Source organism: Mesobacillus sp. ABV4_180, assembly GCF_056158485.1.
Window position 1 is genome coordinate 3,669,871 of record NZ_JBSWTJ010000001.1, and the last position, 19,611, is coordinate 3,689,481.

Below are 19,611 nucleotides of genomic sequence, written 5' to 3' on the forward strand. Positions count from 1 at the left end.
TACTGTCTCTATACGAAAGGAATTCTCTCTCTATGAAACTTGGTGCCCGCATTTTGAAAACGGGAATTGCCATCGTCCTAGCTTTATTTTTGTCACATATTTTTGATCTTCCATCGCCGGTCTTCGCAGGAATCGCTGCGATCTTTGCCCTGCAGCCAACAGTATACCGCTCTTATCAATCAATCATCGAACATATCCAGGGCAACCTGATTGGTGCCGCAACCGCCGTATTATTCGTAATGGCGTTCGGCAACAGTATTTTCATCATCGGCCTTGCCGCAGTGCTCGTCATAACTTTGAACCTTAAGCTGAATCTGGGAAACACGATTTCGCTTTCGCTTGTGACACTGATTGCCATTATGGAGACCCCTGGAGATGATTTCATTCAGTTTGCGCTGATCCGTTTCTCAACGATCATGCTTGGGGTTGTGTCAGCATTCATTGTCAACCTCGTTTTCCTGCCGCCTAAGTATGAAAATAAACTCTATTACAAGAGCTCTATTTTATCAGAGGAAATTACGAAGTGGATCAGGCTGAGCACACGGCATGCGTCAGAACACCAGCTTCTGAAAGCTGACATCGAAAGGCTTCGTGAAGGCATCATCAAGCTTGACCAGTTTTACATGATGTATAAGGAAGAACGTGATTATTTTAAGAACAATAAACTTGCGAAGTCGCGAAAGCTTGTCATTTACAGGCAAATGATCTCGACCGTAAAAAAATCACTGGAAACGTTAAAAAGACTGCATAGATATGAAAATGAATTCAATCAATTGCCAGTTGATTTCCAGGAGGTCATCCAGCATCAGCTAGATTGCCTGATTAACCACCATGAGCAGGTCATGCTGAAGTTCGTAGGAAAAATAAGGCCGGAAGCAACCTATATGGAAGGTGAGGTCTGCCTCAACAAGAAGCAGTTATTTGAATTGTTTTTAGCTCAGAAAAATGAGCTGGCAGAAACAAACAGCCAGATGTTCTACCACGTCATGCAGCTTGTGTCGATCATCATGGAATACGGCGAGCAGGTTGAACACCTGGACACACTCATCACCAGCTTCCAGTCCTACCATAAGGACGATAATAACGTGACCATAGAACAAAATACGGAAATTTAAAAGCAGCTGGTTTATCAGCTGCTTTTTGTTTGCATATGAGTATCAATTCTTCATTCGAGGATCCAGTGCATCCCTCAGTCCATCGCCCATCAGGTTGAATCCTAATACGGTAAGCATGATCGCGAGACCCGGGAAAATCATTGTCCAAGGTGCCTGGATCATGAACTGCTTCGCGTCTGCAAGCATCTTTCCCCATTCTGGATTTGGCGCTTCTGCACCAAGTCCAAGGAATCCAAGTGCCGCAGCTTCGATGATCGCTGTTGCGATCGCCAGCGTCCCCTGTACGATGATCGGCGCCATGCTGTTAGGCAGGATATGCTGGAATAAAATCCGGCTGTCCTTCATACCGACTGCCTTGGCTGCCATGATATACTCCTCTTCTTTAACACTGAGAACCCGCGATCGGATCAGCCTTCCGAAGTTCGGGATATTGATGATCGCAATCGCAATCAGGGCATTTCTGAGTGAAGGCCCCAGTACCGCAACGATTGCAATCGCGAGCAGGATGCTTGGGAATGCCAGCATGATATCAAAGGTTCTTGAAATGATCGTATCAACCCATCTTCCGTAATAACCCGCAAGGATTCCCAAAAGACAGCCCACGATAATGGAACCCATTACCGCAAACGTTCCTACCCACAAAGAAATTCGTGCACCATAGACAACTCTGGAAAAGATATCACGGCCAAAGTCATCCGTTCCAAACCAATATTCAGCTGATGGTGCCTGAAGGCGTACCTCCATCTTCTGATCATTGATGCCTTCTGGCGCAATGACCGGAGCAAAGATTGCCAGCAGTACAAAAAATAAGACGATCGCCGTTCCAATAAGCGCCAATTTATTCTTTTTAAAGCTATACCATGCTTCAGCCCAGGGAGACGCCACTTTTTCCTCTGCCTGTATGACAGGCGGCTGCATTTGCTTTTGAGTTGAAATCTCCATTTGTATCTCCCCTTCCATCAACGGTATTTGATCCGTGGATCAATTGCTGCGTACAGTAAATCAACTACAAGGTTGATCAGTACAAAGAGCAAGGCAATGATCAGGATTCCTGACTGGATCACGGGATAGTCACGGTAACCAATCGCCTCGTAAATATATCTGCCAATGCCAGGCCAGCTGAAAATGGTCTCCGTCAGGATCGCTCCCCCGAGCAGAAGGCCTGTCTGCAAACCGATCACAGTCAGAACTGGGATGACCGCATTTTTCAGGGAGTGTTTGTACACCACCCAAAACATGCGAAGCCCTTTTGCTCTTGCCGTCCTGATAAAATCAGAACGCATGACTTCCAGCATTGTTGAACGCGTAATCCTGGCAATGATTGCCATAGGAATAGTGGCCAATGCTGCAGCTGGGAGGACGAGATGCTTCAGTACTTCAACAAACTGGTCTGTACGCCCCTGGATCAAGGTGTCAATGATGTAAAAGTTCGTGATCGCATCGACCGGATTACGTACTTCCTCACGACCCGATGTCGGCAGCCAATCAAGATTGATGGCAAACATCCACTGTTCCATCAAACCAAGCCAGAAAATCGGCATTGATACACCGACGAGAGCCAGCACCATGGCCACGTAATCAAACCATGAATTCTGGAACCATGCGCTGACAATACCTGCATTCACGCCGATTACTATTGCGATCAGCATAGCAACAAACGACAACTCCATGGTTGCTGCCAGATATGGCCAGACTTCACTGGTAATATCCGATTTTGTTCTTAAAGATTCCCCTAAATCTCCGGTGAGCAGTCCGCCGAGATAATTGAAATATTGCACATACCATGGCTGGTCCAGGCCAAGCTCTTTCGTTAAGTCAGCAATCGCATCTTTAGTGGCAAGTTGCCCGAGAATGACTTGGGCGGGATCTCCAGGGATTGCTCTGATCATAAAAAATACAATAAGTGAAAGGCCCAAAAGTACAGGAACTAGTGAAAAAATCCTTCTGACAGAATAGGCAAACACCTTCCCACCTCATTTCTTGTTGATTTGAAAAGCGGAAGCGCCTTGCTCAGCTCCTCGAGTCGCTGTAGCTAGACACTTTGGAACATCATATAATTCCTTTTTCAAAAGAAAAGGGAGAATGCATATATTCTCCCTTTTCCTGATGCATTATTTTTTGAATTCAACCGTTGCAAGCAGGTCAGACCCTGTTGGATGTGCCTTGAAACCAGTTACGTCAGCTCTTCCTGCAAGGGCAGGCTCAGAGTGGACAAGTGGAATCCAAGGAGCATCTTCTTTAATTAACAATTGAGCTTCTTTATAAAGTTTTTCACGTTCAGCCTGGTCGTTTGTAGACTGGGCCTTAATGAACAAGTCATGTACTTCCTGGTTCTTGTATCGTGCATAGTTGTTGCTGTCGATGTTGTCCTGATCTAAAAGGACGTATAAGAAGTTATCAGCATCGCCGTTGTCGCCAGTCCATCCAAGCAAGAATGTATCAGCTTCGCCAACACGTGCTTTCTCAAGGTACGTTGCCCACTCATAAGAAACAATCTTAGCTTTTACGCCAATTTTGGCAAAATCAGCTTGAAGGGCTTCAGCAACTTTCTTACCATCAGGCATATACGGTCTTGCAACAGGCATTGCCCATAGTTCCATTTCAAAACCATCTTCGTATCCAGCTTCCTTAAGAAGCTCTTTCGCTTTCTCAGGGTTATATTCATAACCTTCAACTTCATCATTATAACCTGCTACCGATTTTGGCATAGGGTTTTTCGCAGGCTCAGCAGCACCAGCATAGAAAGCATCGATTAGCGCTTGCTTATTTACTGCATAGTTCAATGCCTGGCGAACCTTTTTGTCTTTCATCGGTCCGCGCTCGTTGTTTAATCCTAAGTATGCAACGTTCAAAGATGGTCGGTTAAATACTTGCAGATCTGCATTGCCTTTGATGGCATCAACATCACTGAAATTCACACCGTCGATAATGTCAACTTCACCAGTGTTCAACGCGTTCAAACGTGCAGAGTTTTCAGGGATCACTCGGAAGATAACTTCATCAAGCTTCGGAAGACCTTTTTCCCAGTAATCTTCGTTTTTCACTAAAGTAACTTTATCGTTGCGTTTCCATTCCTTAAATTTGAATGGTCCAGTACCAACTGGGTTTTCAATGAATTTATCGCCGTGCTTTTCGATTGCAGCTGGACTTGCAATACCAAATGGTGACATAGCAAGGTTTTTATAGAATGGAGCAAGGATACGGTTCATTGTGAATTCAACTGTATGCTCGTCAACAGCTTTTACTTCCTTGATAACATCACCGAATTGTGAGTTGTAGTAATAGAACTGTTCTTTGTTTCCAGCTTTCCAGCGCTCAAAGTTGAATACGACAGCTTCAGCGTTGAAATCTGTACCATCGTGGAATTTAACACCTTTGCGCAGCTTTAAAGTGTGCTTCAGTCCATCCGGAGATTCTTCCCAGCTTTCAGCAAGACCTGGATGGATTTCTGTATCCTGCTCACCGAATTCGATGAGAGTTTCATAGATGTTCTTTGTTACTTTGAAAGCTTCACCTTCAGTTGTAACTGCTGGGTCAAGCGAAGTTGAATCACCGCCGCGGCCAAATACAAGAGTTCCGCCAGATGAGGATTCGCCGCCTGAACCGGACTCTCCGCCTGTCTTCTTGCCGCCAGATTCATTATTGCTGCAGCCGGCAAGCCCAAGACTAAGAATGAGGATAAAAGCAAAAAACATTAATCCAAAACGCCTTTTCATATTTTTCCCCCTTATTTTTTCGAACCGGTTTTAAGATCCAGTCCATGATATATATCATCTATGCTGCCTTCCATACACTCATTCCTGATTGTCAGGAATAAAGATGGCAGGCTGCAAAATGACCAGGTTCAATCTCCCTTAACTCGGGTCTATCAGTCTTGCAGATTTCCATGCATTCCTTGCATCTGGTATGGAATGCACATCCCTTCGGCGGGTTTGCCGGACTTGGAATGTCCCCTGTCAGCAGTTCCCTTTCCCTTTTAATATCTGGATCCGGGATCGGAACAGCAGATAGCAGGGCTCTCGTATATGGATGAAGCGGGTTTTCATACAGCTTATCCGCATCCGTAATCTCTACGAGTCTGCCTAAATACATTACTCCGACTCTATCACTGATGTGTTTTACGACACCAAGGTCATGAGCGATGAAAATATAAGTCAACTGAAATTCCTTTTGCAGGTCTTCCAGAAGGTTTAATACTTGTGATTGAATCGAAACATCCAGTGCAGATACTGGTTCATCGGCAATAATCAGCTTCGGTCTTGTCATCAATGCTCTTGCAATGCCAATCCTCTGACGCTGCCCGCCGCTGAACTGGTGAGGATACCTTTTGGCGTGATAGCTGCTAAGGCCTACCACCTCGAGCATTTCCTTCACCATCTGCTTGCGTTCCTTCTTCGTCCCAATACCATGGACAATCAGAGGTTCCTCAAGGATTTTTTCAACTGTATGCCTCGGATTAAGGGAGGCAAAAGGATCCTGGAAGACCATCTGCATATCCTTCCGCGTTTTTCGCATATCATTGTCAGAAAGGGTGACGAGGTCCTTTCCTTCAAAGACTACCTGTCCTTCAGTCGGGTCTGTCAGGCGCATCAGCATTCTTCCTGTAGTCGATTTACCACAGCCGGATTCACCAACCAATCCCAGTGTTTCCCCCTTATTCACCCAGAAGCTGATATCATCAACGGCTTTGACACTTCCAGTCTGTTTCCCCAGAATGCCCCCGTTTATCGGAAAATATTTTTTGAGTCCATCAACTTTTAACAGTACTTCTGCCACTGGCTGCTCCCTCCTTCTCATGCAACAGGCATCGTACGGAATGGCCCGGCCTGTCAGTTTCATAGAGTTCAGGATTCTCGCTTAAGCACCTGTCCATGACAAATTCGCATCTGGCCGCGAACCTGCATCCCGTCTTAATGGAGCCAGGCTTCGGCACATTTCCTGGAATCGAGTAAAGGCGCTCTTTTTTATCGCGGATATCCGGAATTGATTTAAGAAGCCCAAGTGTGTATGGATGCTTCGGATTCTTGAATATATCCTCTACGAGCCCCTCCTCCACGATTTTGCCTGCGTACATAACAACGACTCGCTGGCAGACCTCAGCCACGACTCCAAGATCATGAGTGATCATGAGAATGGCTGTATCCAGCTTTTCATTCAAGTCTTTCATTAATGCAAGAATTTGCGCCTGGATTGTCACATCTAGTGCCGTTGTCGGCTCGTCAGCTATCAGCACCCTTGGATGGCAGCTTAGCGCCATGGCAATCATGACCCTCTGTCTCATCCCCCCGGACAGCTGATGAGGATATTCTCTTATGATTTGTTCTGCCCTTGGGAGGCCAACAAGCTTGAGCATTTCCACCGCCTGCTGATAAGCAGCTTTCTTTCCTAACTTCTTATGTATTTTCAATGCTTCAACCAGCTGTTCGCCAATTGTAAATAACGGATTCAGGGATGTCATCGGCTCCTGGAAAATCATTGCGATTTCATTACCGCGGATTTCACGCATCCTTTTTTCCGAGGCATGGACAAGGTCCTCCCCGTTCAATAGGATCTCCCCTCCGGCGATTTTTCCAGGCGGCTGAGGGATCAGCTTCATGATGGATAATGAAGTTACACTCTTTCCGCAGCCTGATTCGCCAACGATTCCAAGAATCTCTCCCTTGTTTACTGAAAAGCTGACATCATCTACTGCAGGGATTTCACCATCCGATGTCACGAAGTGCGTCCTTAAATTTTTTACATCTAAAACCGGAGCATGTACCACATTCCTACTCCTTTCTATTACCGAAATATTATTTCTGAATAAAATTAATTCTGTCTGTGTAAAACATTTTATATTAAATGCCATGAAATAGTCTACTGATTTTTCTTAATTATTTAAATATAATAATAATTTAGAATAGTAGTAGGCAATTGGTTCCATTTGTATGCCAAAAGATGATAAAATGTGACACTTTCGAAATGCGGAGGAAGTAATGATATATTTAAGAAACACAAAATAAAGTCCTCACAGGCTATAAACTGAGGAACTGTTTTAAAAAACGAAAAAAAACCGAAGCCAAAAATCTTCGGTTTTGTTTCTATTATTTAACTTTCCAGCTGCTGTACTTGGAACAACTTATAGTATCCACCCTGTTTTCTCATCAATTCTTCATGGCTGCCAACTTCCACGATTTCCCCATGCTCGATCAGGACGATCCTGTCTGCATGGGTGATTGTTGAAAGACGATGGGCGACAACAAAGGTAGTCCTGTCCTTCGCCAGTTTTTCGATTGCTTCCTGGATAAGGTGCTCGCTTTCAAGGTCAAGAGCGGATGTTGCTTCATCCAGGATTAAGATAGGCGGATTCTTCAGGAATACGCGCGCGATTGCGACACGCTGCTTCTGTCCTCCCGAAAGCTTGACGCCTCTTTCCCCAACTTTTGTATCATAGTCTTCTGGCAAATTCATAATAAATTCATGGGCATTCGCCGCTTTTGCTGCTTCAAAAACTTCCTCATCGCTTGCTCCCGGCTTCCCGAGCAGGATATTCGATTTCACTGATTCACTGAATAAAATATTATCCTGGGCAACCATGCCGATTTTATCACGAAGGGAACGAACTTTGAACGAACGGATGTCCTTGCCGTCAAGCAGGATCTCGCCTTCTGTTACGTCAAAGAATCTTGGAATCAGGCTGACAAACGATGACTTTCCGCCGCCGCTCATTCCAACCAGCGCAATCGTTTCACCCTTTTCCACCTCTATATTCAGCTTTTTGAGAACCGTTTCCCCATCATCCTCATAAGAGAAGCTTACATTTTTAAAAGAAATATCTCCATGTACTTTTTTTAATTCAACGGCGTCTGCTGAATCCTTGATATCGTATTTTTCATCCATGAATTCAAAAACCCGGTCCATTGAAGCAATCGATTGGGTTAAGGTAGTGGATGAGTTCACCAGCCTTCTCAGCGGATTGTAAAGCCGGTCGATATAGGCAATGAAAGCAGCCATTTCCCCAATCGTCAGATTATCCTGCAGGACCTGATAACCGGAAAAACCGATGACGAGAAGCGGTGCGATATCTGTAATTGTGTTGACAATTGCAAAGGCCTTCGCATTCCAGCTTGTGTGTTCGAGCGCCTTCGTTAAAAAGTTCTTGTTCTGGCGGTCAAACTGTGTCTGTTCATAATCCTCGATTGCGAAACTTTTGATAACAGAGATTCCCGCCACTCTTTCATGCAGATAGCTTTGGACTTCTGCAAGCGCCTGCGAACGCTGCCTCGTAAGGTTCCGAAGGTTTCCGAAGAAGTATTTCACCGAAAAAGCGTAAAAAGGGAACAGGATGAGTGAGACGATGGTTAACTTAACGTCCATCGTGAACATGATAGCAGCCGCTATCATAATAGTAGCAACGTCCAGCCAGAGGTTCATCAGTCCTGTAACAACGAACGTTTTTGTTTGTTCAACGTCATTGATCATTCTGGAGATGACTTCTCCTGCCCTCGTATTGGAATAATACCGGAAGCTGAGCCTCTGCATATGAGTGAAAAGCCTGTCCCTGATGTCATAAAGGATTTTGCTTGCTGTCCACTGGGCAAAATATTGCCGGTAATATTCAATCGGCGGCCTGAACACCACGAACACGACAATCATGACTCCCATCACCCACAGGAGCCTGTCCGTTTTTTCAGCTTTGGTCAATGTGTCATTGCCGATGACATCGTCTAACACAAATTTGATTAATAATGGAATTAATAACGGTATCGCAAATTTAAGAATTCCGATGATGATGGTTCCAATGATTTGCAGCCTATATGGTTTTACGAATTTTAAGTATCTGCGGATGCTGCCCAATTTTGTTCCTCCTTAAGGAGCCTGGCCTTGCTTATGTACGAAACAAAAACCTGTTGAATCGAATCAACAGGCTGCACTTAGTTTATCCTGAAAGATTAACGGCGATAAGTTAAGTACCGTTCATAATAAATGTCGATAAAATCAGGTGCAAACGGGCCCTTTCTCTGCCTGATCCAGCGTTTCAGCTTTTCAACATTGTATTTTAATATCTTGTCAATCACATCAGGATATTGCATTTCTTTGCGATGGCGCTCATATTCATCTTCATCGAGTAAATTAAACGTCATATCCGGAAAAACCTTAATATCGAGATCATAATCAATATATTTCAGCGCTTCCCCGTCAAAAATGAATGGAGAACTGATATTGCAGTAATAATACACGCCATCTTCCCGGATCATGCCTATGACGTTGAACCACAGCTGAGAGTGAAAGTAACAAATCGCAGGTTCTCTAGTAATCCAAGTCCTGCCGTCTGATTCAGTCACGACTGTCCGATCATTTCCGCCAATTATAAGATTCTGTGTTCCCTTTAAGACGGTGGTTTCTTCCCAGACTCGATGGATGTGCCCATTATGTTTATAACTATGGATTTGGACAGATTCACCTTCAATGGGTACGCCCATGTTCTTCTCCCCTACTTTCCTTTCCCGGAAACTTTGCAACCTATCAATGTATATTTATCTAGAAAAATTGAAAAACGACAAAAGGCAACAAAGAACGATTCCTATTTTTTATTATTATAACGGTTAATGGAAGAATTTAAAACAAAAGAGCCATCGATTTCCTCGATGGCCCACCAAAATTGCTTATATTTTTATAAAAATTCATTTTTTTCGGCCTAAAAAGAATCAAGCTGTTAACGGAAGGTTACTGCGAGCTCTTGGTAAGTATGGATTACTTCTTCCGTCTGCTTTTCAAACATCCGGTGGATATCCTGAAGTTCCTGCTTTTTTCGGTCAATTTCAAGGCGGAGATCCTCAAGCTCAGCGCTCTGCTTCAGAGCATCCAGCTGCTTTTCGATCTCCTGGCACCGTTCCAATTCAGACTGCAGATAAAGAAGCTTTTCCATTGTTTGCATTTGTGTAGAAACCAACTCGTTAAATTTATCCATGCTTTTCCACCGCCTGTAAGATTTATCTTCTAAAGGTATTCTAGGGTGGATATGGATTTCCTTTGACTAGTTATGTAGAGGAATTGGATTCTTTGTCGAATGGAGATTAATAATGGTTTGCGTTCCCTTTCAGGGAGTTTACCGCTTCATTCGGGCACAGAAACCTCGTTTGCGTTCCCTTCCAAGGTGATTTCTACTTCGCTCGGGCACTGAAACCTCGTTTGCGTTCCCTTCCAGGGTCATTTCTTCTCCGCTCGGGCACTGAAACCTCGTTTGAGTTCCCTTCCAGGGTGATTTCTGCTTCTCTCGGGTACTGAAACCTCGTTTGCGTTCCCTTCCAAGGTCATTTCTTCTCCGCTCGGGCACTGAAACCTCGTTTGCGTTCCCTTCCAGGGTGATTTCTGCTTCTCTCGGGTACTGAAACCTCGTTTGCGTTCCCTTTCAGGTGATTTCTGCTTCTCTCGGGCACTGAAACCTCGTTTGCGTTCCCTTCCAGGGTGATTTCTGCTTCGCTCGGGCACTGAAACCTGGTTTGCGTTCCCTTCCAGGGAGTTTACCGCTTCATTCGGGCACTGAAACCTGGTTTGCGTTCCCTTCCAGGGAGTTTACCGCTTCATTCGGGCACTGAAACCTGGTTTGCATTTTTTAAGGTGATTACCGCTTCATCTTTCCGCTCAAACGAACTGAATCATAGGAAAAAGGCACTCTCCGAATAAGAGTGCCTTTCGTATAGGTGATCTTAGCCCTGTTGGCCAGAGTTTTGAGCTTTTTTAGCTTCAGCTTGCTGGTTTTGCTTCTTTACTTCTGCAGCGTTTGTTTCGCTAGCGAATTCAGTGCCGTATTGGCCTTGTGCACCAGCTTGTTGAGCGTTTTGCTGCTTCACGTGCTGAATGTTTGTTCCAGCTTGAGTTTGATTAGGTTGTTTTGCCATCGTTATCACCTCCACGAATAATAGATTATCCATCTGTGGAGTGTAATATCCGACTAATTTTTACCAAATTGAACTAGAGCTCTTCAACTTAAACCAATAATGATATCCCGCCGTCCACGATGATTGTCTGTCCGCGAATCATGCTGGATTCATCCTTCAAAAGGAACATGATCGCATTGATCATATCGTCGATTTCAACCATTCTTCCTGCAGGAGTCTTCTCTCTAGCCTCTGCAAGGAGCTCCTCTCTATTTGGGAAGTGCGTCAGTGCCTCTGTATCGACCGCACCGCCTGATACCGCGTTGACAACGATATTTTTGCGTGCAAGCTCCACTGCTAAATAACGCGTCAAAGCTTCTAGTGCAGCTTTGGATACCCCAACAGTTGTGTAGTTTTCCAAATAGCGGATTGAGCCCAGTGAGCTGATGCTGACAATCTTCCCTCCGCCATTCCTTTCCATCAGCTTGGCCGCTTCCTGGGCACAGAACAACAATGCCTTGCTATTAATGTTCATCGTCCAATCCCAATGTGATTCTTCCAGTTCCATCGCCGGGCGCAGCACACCTGATGCTGCATTGTTTACAAATACATCAAGCCTTCCGAATTCCGCATTAATTTGCTCAAACATCGCCTTGATTTTGCTAACATCTCCGACATTTGCTTTTATGACTAGAGCCTTCCTGCCAAGAGCCTCGATCTCCTCTGCCGTTTCCTGTGCTGCCTTCTTGCTGCGGGCATAATTGACAACGATATCGTACCCTTCTTTTGCAAGAGTGATCGCTGCAGCCTTGCCGATGCCCCTGCTGCTTCCTGTAATTAGTGCTACTTTTTGTGTCATATGTAAAATCCCTTTCTTTCAGTCCCTTTAAAAAACAGAACCTTAATACATTTGTTTCATTTTAGCTTTTTCAGGTATATATGACAATGAGGGGAACACTCCAGGCATATTCCTTTGATAAAATTCTCCCGCCATGAAAACACTATCTGAAGATTGATACTAATCGAAAGGATGATTCCTGATGTATGTTGGTCGTGATATGACAGAGTTGTCAATGATGTCCAAATCTGACTGGAAGGACAGTGAGCTTGCCTTTTTTCATCACTCTCTACAGCAAATGGTCCCTTATCTTAACGTGGAAGGCCAGACGATCCACAGGGAAATCGTTGAAGAAATTGAAAGCAGGGGCGGATTGAACCGCAATGAAGCTGATTACACCCATGGCACTAAAGTGAATTATGATTAGAACTATGTAAAAGGCTGCTAACCAAATGGTTAGTCAGCCTTTTTGTATTCCATGTATTGTTTCAGCATTTTTTGATATGGCACTGGGAAGGCATACTTTTGAATCTCTTCCTCATTCACAAGCTTTAGCTGTGGAGTTTCTAAAATATCTCCTGTAAATCGTCCGCTAAAAACTTGTATATTCCAAATTAGATGTGAAAATACATGATCGATTTCTCCCAGTGAATCCTGAATCTTCGGTTTTACCTGGTAGCTTTCTTCAAAGTGTTCAGCCAGCTGGTCCCGCTGTCTCTGAAAATCAAGGGATAATTCGACTGTCGGAAATTCCCACAAGTTTGCCAGCAGCCCTGATTCAGGCCTTTTTCGTATCAGGATCCTTCCTGATTCATCTGTAAAAATCCCTGCTGCAAGCTGGATGTTTTTTTGTTTTTTCTTCTTGGTTTTCACAGGCAGTTCATTCTGTACACCTTCATCGAAAGCCTGGCAGTGATCCCTTACAGGACATAAAAGGCAAGACGGTGATGTAGGTGTGCATATCAGGGCACCAAGTTCCATGAGTGCCTGATTGAAAAAAGATGGATTTTCGTGTGATATCAGCTGCCTTACTGCCTCTTCAAAAACTTTTCGTGAAGATGGTTTTGCAATATCATCCCATATCAATAAAATCCGGGACAAAACCCTCATGACATTTCCATCAACAGCCGGTTCAGGCTTTCCATAGGCAATGCTCAGGATGGCACCTGCCGTGTATGGACCTACCCCTTTTAGAGACGAAATCCCTTCAGGGGAATCCGGCACGATCCCGCTGTATTTTTCATGTACTTCCCTGACGGCGGATTGCAAATTACGGACCCGGGAATAATAACCGAGCCCTTCCCAGGCCTTAAGCACCTTTTCCTCATCGGCGTTTGCAAGCGCCTCAACGGTTGGAAAATATTCTATAAACCGATTAAAATAAGGGATGACCGTATCTACTCTTGTTTGCTGGAGCATGATTTCAGATACCCACACTTTGTATGGATCCTGGTCTTTTCTCCATGGCAATTCGCGCTGCTCACTCGCAAACCATCCGATCAAGTCATCCTGAAATGATTTTATTTCCATTTTTTTTATACTTTTCTTGATTTCAGTTGCCACTTTTGTTCCTCCATGGGTTAAACTTTCCGGTAATTTGGGAATATAATATTAACGTTTCATCTTAATAGCCATGAAACCAATCCGATCAAGCCCTCCCGGCACAAAGTCTTCGAGACGGCCAAACACAGAATGGGTACGGGATAGGCGCATTTTTTTCAACGCATGATAATGTGCTTCAGTTGGGACAAAGAATGATTCAATGAACATATTCTGCTGGTCATCCCGGCTGCAGGAAAACATATTTGCTTCGAAATCCGGAAGCATATCCGAGATCTTTTCGATTGCTTCCCGATATTGTCCAAGCAGATTTTGTTTTACTTCATATTGAATAATCATTTGAATCATATAAGACATCTCCTTTAAGAAAAATACATTCTTAGGAGGGCATACTTTCCGTACAGCCCTTTAAAAGTAAACCATAATCCGATATGTGACAAGAACTTTTCAGCATGTAAAAAATACACTTTTAAAAAGGAGGCGGTTTCCATGGATACAGGAACCCACGTTGTAATGGGATTCGCTCTTGGCGGATTGGCCACTCTTGATCCTGCTGTCAGCGAAAGCACCGCCACTGCCAGCAGCGTCCTGGTTGCGACGCTTATTGGCTCCCAGATCCCAGATATCGATACGGTTCTAAAACTCAGGAATAATGCCGTTTATATACGGAATCACCGTGGCATCACTCACTCAATCCCGGCAGTGCTCCTTTGGCCGCTGCTGATTACTGAAGGGGTTTATTTTTTCAATCCTGATGCAAATTTGCTGCATTTATGGATTTGGACATTTATAGCTGTTTTCCTTCATGTTTTTGTCGACATTTTCAATGCATATGGAACCCAGGCATTAAGGCCTTTTTCGTCGAAATGGGTCGCTTTGGGGGTAATCAATACATTTGACCCGATTATTTTTGCGGTTCATGTTGTCGGATTGTTCCTCTGGGCATTCGGTTTTCATCCAGGATACACTTTCCTGACAATCTATGCTCTCCTTGTCTTCTATTACATCTATCGATTTATAATGAAGTATCGTGTTAGAAGGGCAGTGGAGCATATTGTTCCAGACGCAACAGAAATCATCATTGCTCCTACAATGAAGTTCAACCATTGGCGAGTAGCAGTCATGAACAAGCATCAATTCTTTGTTGGCCGCGGCCACAAGAATCATGTCAGGATCCTGGACCAGTTCAATCGTGTTCCGGTACCTGAAACACCAGTGCTGGAAGCTGCCAAGCAGGATAAGAACCTGTCAGCCTTCTTGTCCTTCTCGCCTGTCTACCGCTGGGAATGCGACGAATATGATAATTATTATGAAGTCAGGTTCATTGATTTGCGTTACCGGAGCAATGGTCATTATCCCTTTGTGGCAGTTGTGAATCTAAATAAAGAACTCGAGATTTTAAGCTCTTATACAGGCTGGATTTACAGTGAGGAAAAACTGAGAAAGAAATTAGAGTTTATTCCTGGAGAAGGCTAAAAAAATCCCCGTCTTTGACGGGGATTTCTGTCTTTTAATTCACATCAGGCTTGTTGGAATCCTGTTCCAACAAATGTTTATACTTTGGGTTCCTGGCCACAAATGCATGCAGCTGCCCTCCGTAATTTTCAATCCACTGGCGGACGACTTTTTCTGTCATTGCACTGCCCATATAATCATGTCCTGCTTTTGCATATGTGGCTTCAAAATCTCCCCATAAAAGCTCGACCCAGGTCAAAGCCTGCTCATAGGTAATTCCACTGTTTTTTTCCTGCAGAAGGGCTGCTAGCACTTCATGATATTCTTTCATGCTGATCATCCTTTGCCAATTTTTAATATTGTTATGCTATGACTGCATTTATCCAATACTATAAATGCGTGCAGCTGTATTGGCATACACGTAATTTCACCCGTCACGGAGGGCAATATGCGAAATAAAGTTACCAACTTCCCGAACCAGAACAACAACAAGCTCGAGGGCGAACCGCGGGCAAAAGCTGAATACGCATCTAAAAGGGCGGACGGTACCACTAATACTCGTCCACAGGAGCGCATGTACGCTTCATCTCACCGTGAAGATGATACAACCGCTGCCATTAAAGACCATTGATTATCAGGGCAAAACCAGAGATCAATTCTGGTTTTGCTCCAGTTTCATTAACAGGGAAATAGGCAGCGCTTCTTCTTTTCCTTCTCCGCTAAGCCGTGCTCCCCAGGCGAATACTCCGTTCATATAATCGATTTTGAAATAGGAGCCTGGATCTCCTTCTATACCATAGATTTCACCTGGCTTGAAATCATCGGGGTTCAACATATAAGATTTTGCCATGGCAATCTTTCGCTCGTAAACGGCAAGTTCACTTGCCATCCCCATTTGTTCGGCCTTTCTTGCTTTATCTCGAAGGCTTGCGATTTCCTGGTTCAATTCATAATCCGACATCTCGCTGTAGCGTTTTTCTCTGCTCATATATTTCACTCCAGATTTGTTCTCGCTTTTATCAGTAAAGCATTTACGTTATAACTTAATTATAGCATTTTATCTTAAGGAGGCTATCATGAAAGCAATCATCGTTACAGGAGCAGGCACCGGGCTTGGCAAAGAGCTTTCCCTGCTGCTTGCCAAACAGGGCTATCATATGATTTTAACAGGGCGGACAGAAGATAAGCTTAACGATGTCCAAAATCTGATTGAACAATCAGGCGGAAGTGCAACGGCTCTGGGCCTTGATCTCCGCAACCTTGAGGATATCAAGGAAAAAGCACTCATGATCAATAAGAATCACGAGATTTACGGACTGGTCAATAACGCCGGAGTAGGCTATTTTGGTCCATTCCTGGAAATATCAGACATGGAAATCGAAGGGATGTTCCAGACAAATGTTTTTGGTACCATCCATATGACAAAAGCGATTCTACCATACCTGGAGATGAATCAAGAGGGCCTAATACTAAATATCGTTTCTACTGCAGGTCTTCGCGGAAAAAAGAATGAAGCTGTCTACTGTTCAAGCAAATTTGCGGTTAGAGGCTTCACTGAAAGCCTGCAAAAAGAATATGAAGGTACAAGAATCCGCTTTGTTGCTGCCTATATGGGCGGCATGGATACTCCTTTTTGGGAAGGAAGCGACCATGTTGCTGACACATCCAGATTCAGGACTCCAGCAGAAGTAGCCGGCATCATCGTAAACAATCTGGATAAGGATGAGATTGTTATTGAATCTAAAAAATCATGACGCATGTCATGATTTTTTATTGTTCCTCAGTCATTTCTGAAATGAATTCCTCAATCAAGTCCATCGGGAAACCTTTTCGGTACAATGCCATTTTCAGCTTCTGTCTGTACTCATGGTCAGGAAACTTGCTGTATTTACTATGCAGCTTTTCTCCCTGATATCTAAGGGCCGCCATTTCCCCATCCTCTTCTTTTTCGACTTCAGTTTCATCCAGAGCTGCACGGATAATCGGAAAAGAATATCCTTTTCGCTGCAGCATCTGTTCAATTTTTTGTTTTAGAATGCGTGAAGAGTCTTTTTTATTCTTCTGAGCATATTTTTCACTTAACTTGATGGCTTTTTCCAGCTGGTCATCGAACGAAACTTTCTCGATGACCTTTAAAATCAAGTCTGGTGCAATGCCTTTTTCTTTAAGTTCCAGTTTAATGACTTCTGCTCCTTTATCCGTTGTATTCAATTGTGTACGTACAAAGGCATTGGCAAATTCTTCGTCATTCAGGAATTTAAATTCATATAGTTTATGGATGGCCTCTTTTATGACTGGTTCAGCGATTTCTTTTTTCTTCAGGTGTTCCCGAACTTCAGCTTCCGACCTCATGCGATGGGATAAATAATTGATCGCAGTATTATAGGCTTTCCGGATGTCATCCTGGAAAAGCATCTCCGTCACGGAAAAGTCGTCCAGCTCCATCCCTTTTTTCAGATTGTATTTTATTAAGACATCTTCATCGACACTGAAGGCATACTCTTCACCACGGCCGCTGTCGCTAAAAATACTGTAACGGTCTTTATTGTGCTTTTGGACCGAAATCTTTGTAATTACTGGCATTTATTTTCACCTCTATTAAAACTTTAACACATCCAGAGGAGGGATATCATTCAAAAAGAAGTACTATATAAACAATAGGTATGTTGAGGAGGAGATTTGATGAAAATCGCGATCACAGGTGGTACGGGATTCGTGGGCAAAGCTCTTAGTGATGAATTGGTGCAGGCCGGTCATGAAGTATTTATTTTAACGAGAGAAAGTAATTCAGGCCAATGCACAAATCCAAAATTTGTACAATGGCTTAATCCAGGTGACAAGCCTGAAAACGAGCTTGAAGGAATTGACGCTATAGTAAATCTGGCTGGTGCCACCATTAACCATAGATGGACAGCTGAATATAAATGCAAAATTCTCGAAAGCCGGCTCAAAGCCACCACTGAAGTGAAAAGGATTATCGGAGCGCTTACAGCAAAGCCCAGTGTTCTTATCAATGCGAGTGCTGTTGGATATTATGGGACCTCTTTAAACAGAGAATTCACCGAGCAATCAGCTGCCGGCCATGATTTTCTTGCTGATACAGTAAAACAATGGGAAACTTCCGCAAGCGAAGCTGCAGAACTTGGCATGCGCGTGGTTCTTTGCCGATTCGGCGTCATCCTGGATAAAAACGCGGGTGCCCTTCCGAGGATGGCACTGCCCTATCAATTATTTGCAGGCGGAAAAGTTGGTACTGGCAAGCAGTGGCTGTCATGGATTCATATTGATGACGTGACCGGTGGAATCATATACGCAATTGAAAATCGACAAATATCCGGTCCAGTGAATTTTTCGGCTCCCTCACCTGTTTCAATGGATCAATTTGGAAAAATCTTATCTGAGGTCAAAAAAAGCCCACATTGGCTTCCTGTTCCCTCCTTCGCGCTAAAAATCGCACTGGGCGAGATGAGCGTGCTTGTTTTAGAAGGACAGCATGTAATACCGGAAAAACTGATCAATGCTGGTTTCACATTCAAGTATCCAGAACTAAAGGAAGCCTTTGAAGAAATTTTCGGCAAATAATTCCGTTTAATCCTCTCCAAGAAGGAGATACTTGTAAAGTAAATCACTTTGAAAGGGTGGGCAACCATGGATAAGAAGAAAAAAGAAAAAACGAAAAGCACTTTATCAAGCATGCAGGAATTTACATACAGCCATGCATTCAAGAGGGCTGACAGGGCTGCCGGCTATACAAATGGAAAGAGATAATAGGCATTAAGAGGCCTCATTTGGAGGACCATAAAAGTACGGAAATAAATATTTCCGTACTTTTTTCAATTAGTAAAGCGGCACAACTCAACTTCGTTTTAATATGAAAGGGGTTTTTTCGAATGGGACGTTCTCATGGACATAAAACACGTGACCGCAACAAAGCTTCACTACCGCAAGTTCCTAAAAATATGAAGTCGGATGGAATTGATGTGGAATTCAATCGTGAGCTTGCAGACCAGGCAGATCTTGAAGCAATGGCAAGATCAAATGCTGCGGATGCACGCGCGAAAAAACGAAGAAAATAACCATATTCACTATCCAAAGAGAAAGCAGAATCCATGCGGATTCTGCTTCTTCTGTTTTAACAACAACCAATACTTATCCACAAGGGTGTGGATACTGTTAACAAATTTTAAATTCCCTTGAATTTACAATAACCTCCCTAACAATCATTATTAAGCACCTAATCTGTGGATAATGTGCATAAACCTGTGGAATACTCATGATTACGACACTTTTGCTGTTGATAATATTGAGGATAAAAATCAGCTATTGTTTACCCTGATATGTTTATTGGTAAACTAAGTTCCTCATCAAAGAGGCATTTAATAATTATCAAAGAAATAACAAATAATAAAGCAAATTCAGGTTTCACCTATTTGGAGGGATTATGATGGCGAAACGGAATAAAATCCTTGTTCCTGAAGCAAGGAAAGCACTGGATGATTTAAAAGCCCAGGTAGCGGGCACGATGAAAGCAGAGGATGCTAAATTTGAAACCGCAAAGGAAGTTGGTGTCCCATTGAATAAAGGATATAATGGGGGCCTTACAACCCGAGAAGCAGGTAAGATCGGTGGCCGGCTTGGGGGAAGCATGGTTCGTGAGCTCGTGAGAATGGCGCAGGAAAACCTACGCAAGCAATAATGATTATTCGAACTGTAAAATGAATTCCAGGAAAATAGTTGACAGTTCACGGAATATGAAATATAATAATTAAGCTTCGCCAAATGA

Annotated in this window: 24 protein-coding genes; 9 read left to right on the forward strand and 15 right to left on the reverse strand. The window is 43.6% G+C overall.

Annotation, left to right across the window (positions count from 1 at the left end):
- Positions 1–32: 32 nt before the first annotated feature.
- Positions 33–1,115: an FUSC family protein gene (locus ACXAEA_RS18765; protein ID WP_475097363.1), complete on the forward strand. Its 1,083-nt coding sequence runs from the start codon at positions 33–35 to the stop codon at positions 1,113–1,115.
- A 42-nt stretch (positions 1,116–1,157) separates the two neighbouring features.
- Here ACXAEA_RS18765 and ACXAEA_RS18770 read toward each other — a convergent pair whose 3' ends face one another.
- From ACXAEA_RS18770 to fabL, 10 genes are all read right to left on the reverse strand, one after another.
- Complete coding sequence (locus ACXAEA_RS18770; protein WP_475097364.1) at positions 1,158–2,057, reverse strand: ABC transporter permease; 900 nt, start codon at positions 2,055–2,057, stop codon at positions 1,158–1,160.
- Between the two features lie 17 nt (positions 2,058–2,074).
- Positions 2,075–3,079: an ABC transporter permease gene (locus ACXAEA_RS18775; RefSeq protein ID WP_475097365.1), complete on the reverse strand. Its 1,005-nt coding sequence runs from the start codon at positions 3,077–3,079 to the stop codon at positions 2,075–2,077.
- 147 nt (positions 3,080–3,226) lie between these two features.
- Positions 3,227–4,831, reverse strand: a complete 1,605-nt coding sequence (locus ACXAEA_RS18780; protein WP_475097366.1) for an ABC transporter substrate-binding protein — start codon at positions 4,829–4,831, stop codon at positions 3,227–3,229.
- Positions 4,832–4,922: 91 nt separating this feature from the next.
- A complete protein-coding gene (locus ACXAEA_RS18785; protein ID WP_475097367.1) occupies positions 4,923–5,891 on the reverse strand; it encodes an ABC transporter ATP-binding protein in 969 nt (322 codons plus the stop codon).
- Positions 5,866–6,879 carry an ABC transporter ATP-binding protein gene (locus ACXAEA_RS18790; protein WP_475097368.1) on the reverse strand — a complete coding sequence of 338 codons (1,014 nt, stop codon included), beginning with the start codon at positions 6,877–6,879 and terminating at the stop codon, positions 5,866–5,868. The genes ACXAEA_RS18785 and ACXAEA_RS18790 overlap by 26 nt, the downstream gene beginning before the upstream one ends.
- Before the next feature lie 323 nt (positions 6,880–7,202).
- Positions 7,203–8,951, reverse strand: coding sequence for an ABC transporter ATP-binding protein (locus tag ACXAEA_RS18795; RefSeq protein ID WP_475097369.1), 1,749 nt, complete (start codon positions 8,949–8,951; stop codon positions 7,203–7,205).
- Positions 8,952–9,046: 95 nt separating this feature from the next.
- The gene (gene ntdP, locus ACXAEA_RS18800) at positions 9,047–9,577 is read right to left on the reverse strand and encodes a nucleoside tri-diphosphate phosphatase (RefSeq protein ID WP_475097370.1); all 531 of its coding nucleotides are present in this window, start codon (positions 9,575–9,577) and stop codon (positions 9,047–9,049) included.
- 233 nt (positions 9,578–9,810) lie between these two features.
- Positions 9,811–10,065 (reverse strand): YgaB family protein, encoded by a 255-nt coding sequence (locus ACXAEA_RS18805; protein ID WP_475097371.1) that lies wholly within the window; start codon positions 10,063–10,065, stop codon positions 9,811–9,813.
- Positions 10,066–10,804: 739 nt separating this feature from the next.
- Complete coding sequence (locus ACXAEA_RS18810) at positions 10,805–10,996, reverse strand: gamma-type small acid-soluble spore protein (protein WP_475097372.1); 192 nt, start codon at positions 10,994–10,996, stop codon at positions 10,805–10,807.
- A gap of 88 nt (positions 10,997–11,084) precedes the next feature.
- Positions 11,085–11,834, reverse strand: a complete 750-nt coding sequence (gene fabL / locus ACXAEA_RS18815) for an enoyl-[acyl-carrier-protein] reductase FabL (RefSeq protein ID WP_475097373.1) — start codon at positions 11,832–11,834, stop codon at positions 11,085–11,087.
- A gap of 181 nt (positions 11,835–12,015) precedes the next feature.
- Between fabL and ACXAEA_RS18820 the strand changes: the two genes are divergently transcribed.
- Entirely contained in the window at positions 12,016–12,240 is a 225-nt protein-coding gene (locus ACXAEA_RS18820) for a hypothetical protein (RefSeq protein ID WP_475097374.1), read from the forward strand.
- Between the two features lie 29 nt (positions 12,241–12,269).
- Here the strand turns inward: ACXAEA_RS18820 and mutY are convergent, their stop codons facing one another.
- Together mutY and ACXAEA_RS18830 are read right to left on the reverse strand one after the other, a co-directional pair.
- A complete protein-coding gene (gene mutY / locus ACXAEA_RS18825; protein ID WP_475098169.1) occupies positions 12,270–13,343 on the reverse strand; it encodes an A/G-specific adenine glycosylase in 1,074 nt (357 codons plus the stop codon).
- 81 nt (positions 13,344–13,424) lie between these two features.
- Entirely contained in the window at positions 13,425–13,721 is a 297-nt protein-coding gene (locus tag ACXAEA_RS18830; RefSeq protein ID WP_475097375.1) for a hypothetical protein, read from the reverse strand.
- A gap of 141 nt (positions 13,722–13,862) precedes the next feature.
- On the opposite strand from ACXAEA_RS18830, the gene ACXAEA_RS18835 reads away from it, so the two are divergent.
- Positions 13,863–14,849: a metal-dependent hydrolase gene (locus ACXAEA_RS18835; protein WP_475097376.1), complete on the forward strand. Its 987-nt coding sequence runs from the start codon at positions 13,863–13,865 to the stop codon at positions 14,847–14,849.
- 34 nt (positions 14,850–14,883) lie between these two features.
- Here the strand turns inward: ACXAEA_RS18835 and ACXAEA_RS18840 are convergent, their stop codons facing one another.
- Positions 14,884–15,159, reverse strand: a complete 276-nt coding sequence (locus ACXAEA_RS18840; RefSeq protein ID WP_475097377.1) for a YfhJ family protein — start codon at positions 15,157–15,159, stop codon at positions 14,884–14,886.
- 117 nt (positions 15,160–15,276) lie between these two features.
- Between ACXAEA_RS18840 and ACXAEA_RS18845 the strand changes: the two genes are divergently transcribed.
- Positions 15,277–15,459 carry a small, acid-soluble spore protein K gene (locus ACXAEA_RS18845; RefSeq protein ID WP_475097378.1) on the forward strand — a complete coding sequence of 61 codons (183 nt, stop codon included), beginning with the start codon at positions 15,277–15,279 and terminating at the stop codon, positions 15,457–15,459.
- Between the two features lie 21 nt (positions 15,460–15,480).
- On the opposite strand, the gene ACXAEA_RS18850 is transcribed toward ACXAEA_RS18845, so the two are convergent.
- Entirely contained in the window at positions 15,481–15,816 is a 336-nt protein-coding gene (locus tag ACXAEA_RS18850) for a YfhH family protein (RefSeq protein WP_475097379.1), read from the reverse strand.
- Between the two features lie 88 nt (positions 15,817–15,904).
- Between ACXAEA_RS18850 and ACXAEA_RS18855 the strand changes: the two genes are divergently transcribed.
- On the forward strand, positions 15,905–16,582 hold the full coding sequence (locus tag ACXAEA_RS18855) for an SDR family NAD(P)-dependent oxidoreductase (protein WP_475097380.1): 678 nt from the start codon (positions 15,905–15,907) through the stop codon (positions 16,580–16,582).
- Between the two features lie 16 nt (positions 16,583–16,598).
- Here ACXAEA_RS18855 and recX read toward each other — a convergent pair whose 3' ends face one another.
- Positions 16,599–17,411 (reverse strand): recombination regulator RecX, encoded by an 813-nt coding sequence (gene recX / locus ACXAEA_RS18860; RefSeq protein WP_475097381.1) that lies wholly within the window; start codon positions 17,409–17,411, stop codon positions 16,599–16,601.
- Positions 17,412–17,510: 99 nt separating this feature from the next.
- Here recX and ACXAEA_RS18865 point away from each other — a divergent pair, with 99 nt between their 5' ends.
- The 4 genes from ACXAEA_RS18865 to ACXAEA_RS18880 all read left to right on the forward strand — a co-directional run bounded on the left by ACXAEA_RS18865 (position 17,511) and on the right by ACXAEA_RS18880 (position 19,524).
- Positions 17,511–18,410 (forward strand): TIGR01777 family oxidoreductase, encoded by a 900-nt coding sequence (locus ACXAEA_RS18865; RefSeq protein WP_475097382.1) that lies wholly within the window; start codon positions 17,511–17,513, stop codon positions 18,408–18,410.
- A 66-nt stretch (positions 18,411–18,476) separates the two neighbouring features.
- Positions 18,477–18,596, forward strand: coding sequence for a YfhE family protein (locus ACXAEA_RS18870; protein WP_475097383.1), 120 nt, complete (start codon positions 18,477–18,479; stop codon positions 18,594–18,596).
- A 122-nt stretch (positions 18,597–18,718) separates the two neighbouring features.
- Positions 18,719–18,904 (forward strand): YfhD family protein, encoded by a 186-nt coding sequence (locus ACXAEA_RS18875; protein ID WP_475097384.1) that lies wholly within the window; start codon positions 18,719–18,721, stop codon positions 18,902–18,904.
- A 368-nt stretch (positions 18,905–19,272) separates the two neighbouring features.
- Positions 19,273–19,524 (forward strand): small, acid-soluble spore protein, alpha/beta type, encoded by a 252-nt coding sequence (locus ACXAEA_RS18880; protein ID WP_475097385.1) that lies wholly within the window; start codon positions 19,273–19,275, stop codon positions 19,522–19,524.
- Positions 19,525–19,611 lie beyond the last annotated feature (87 nt).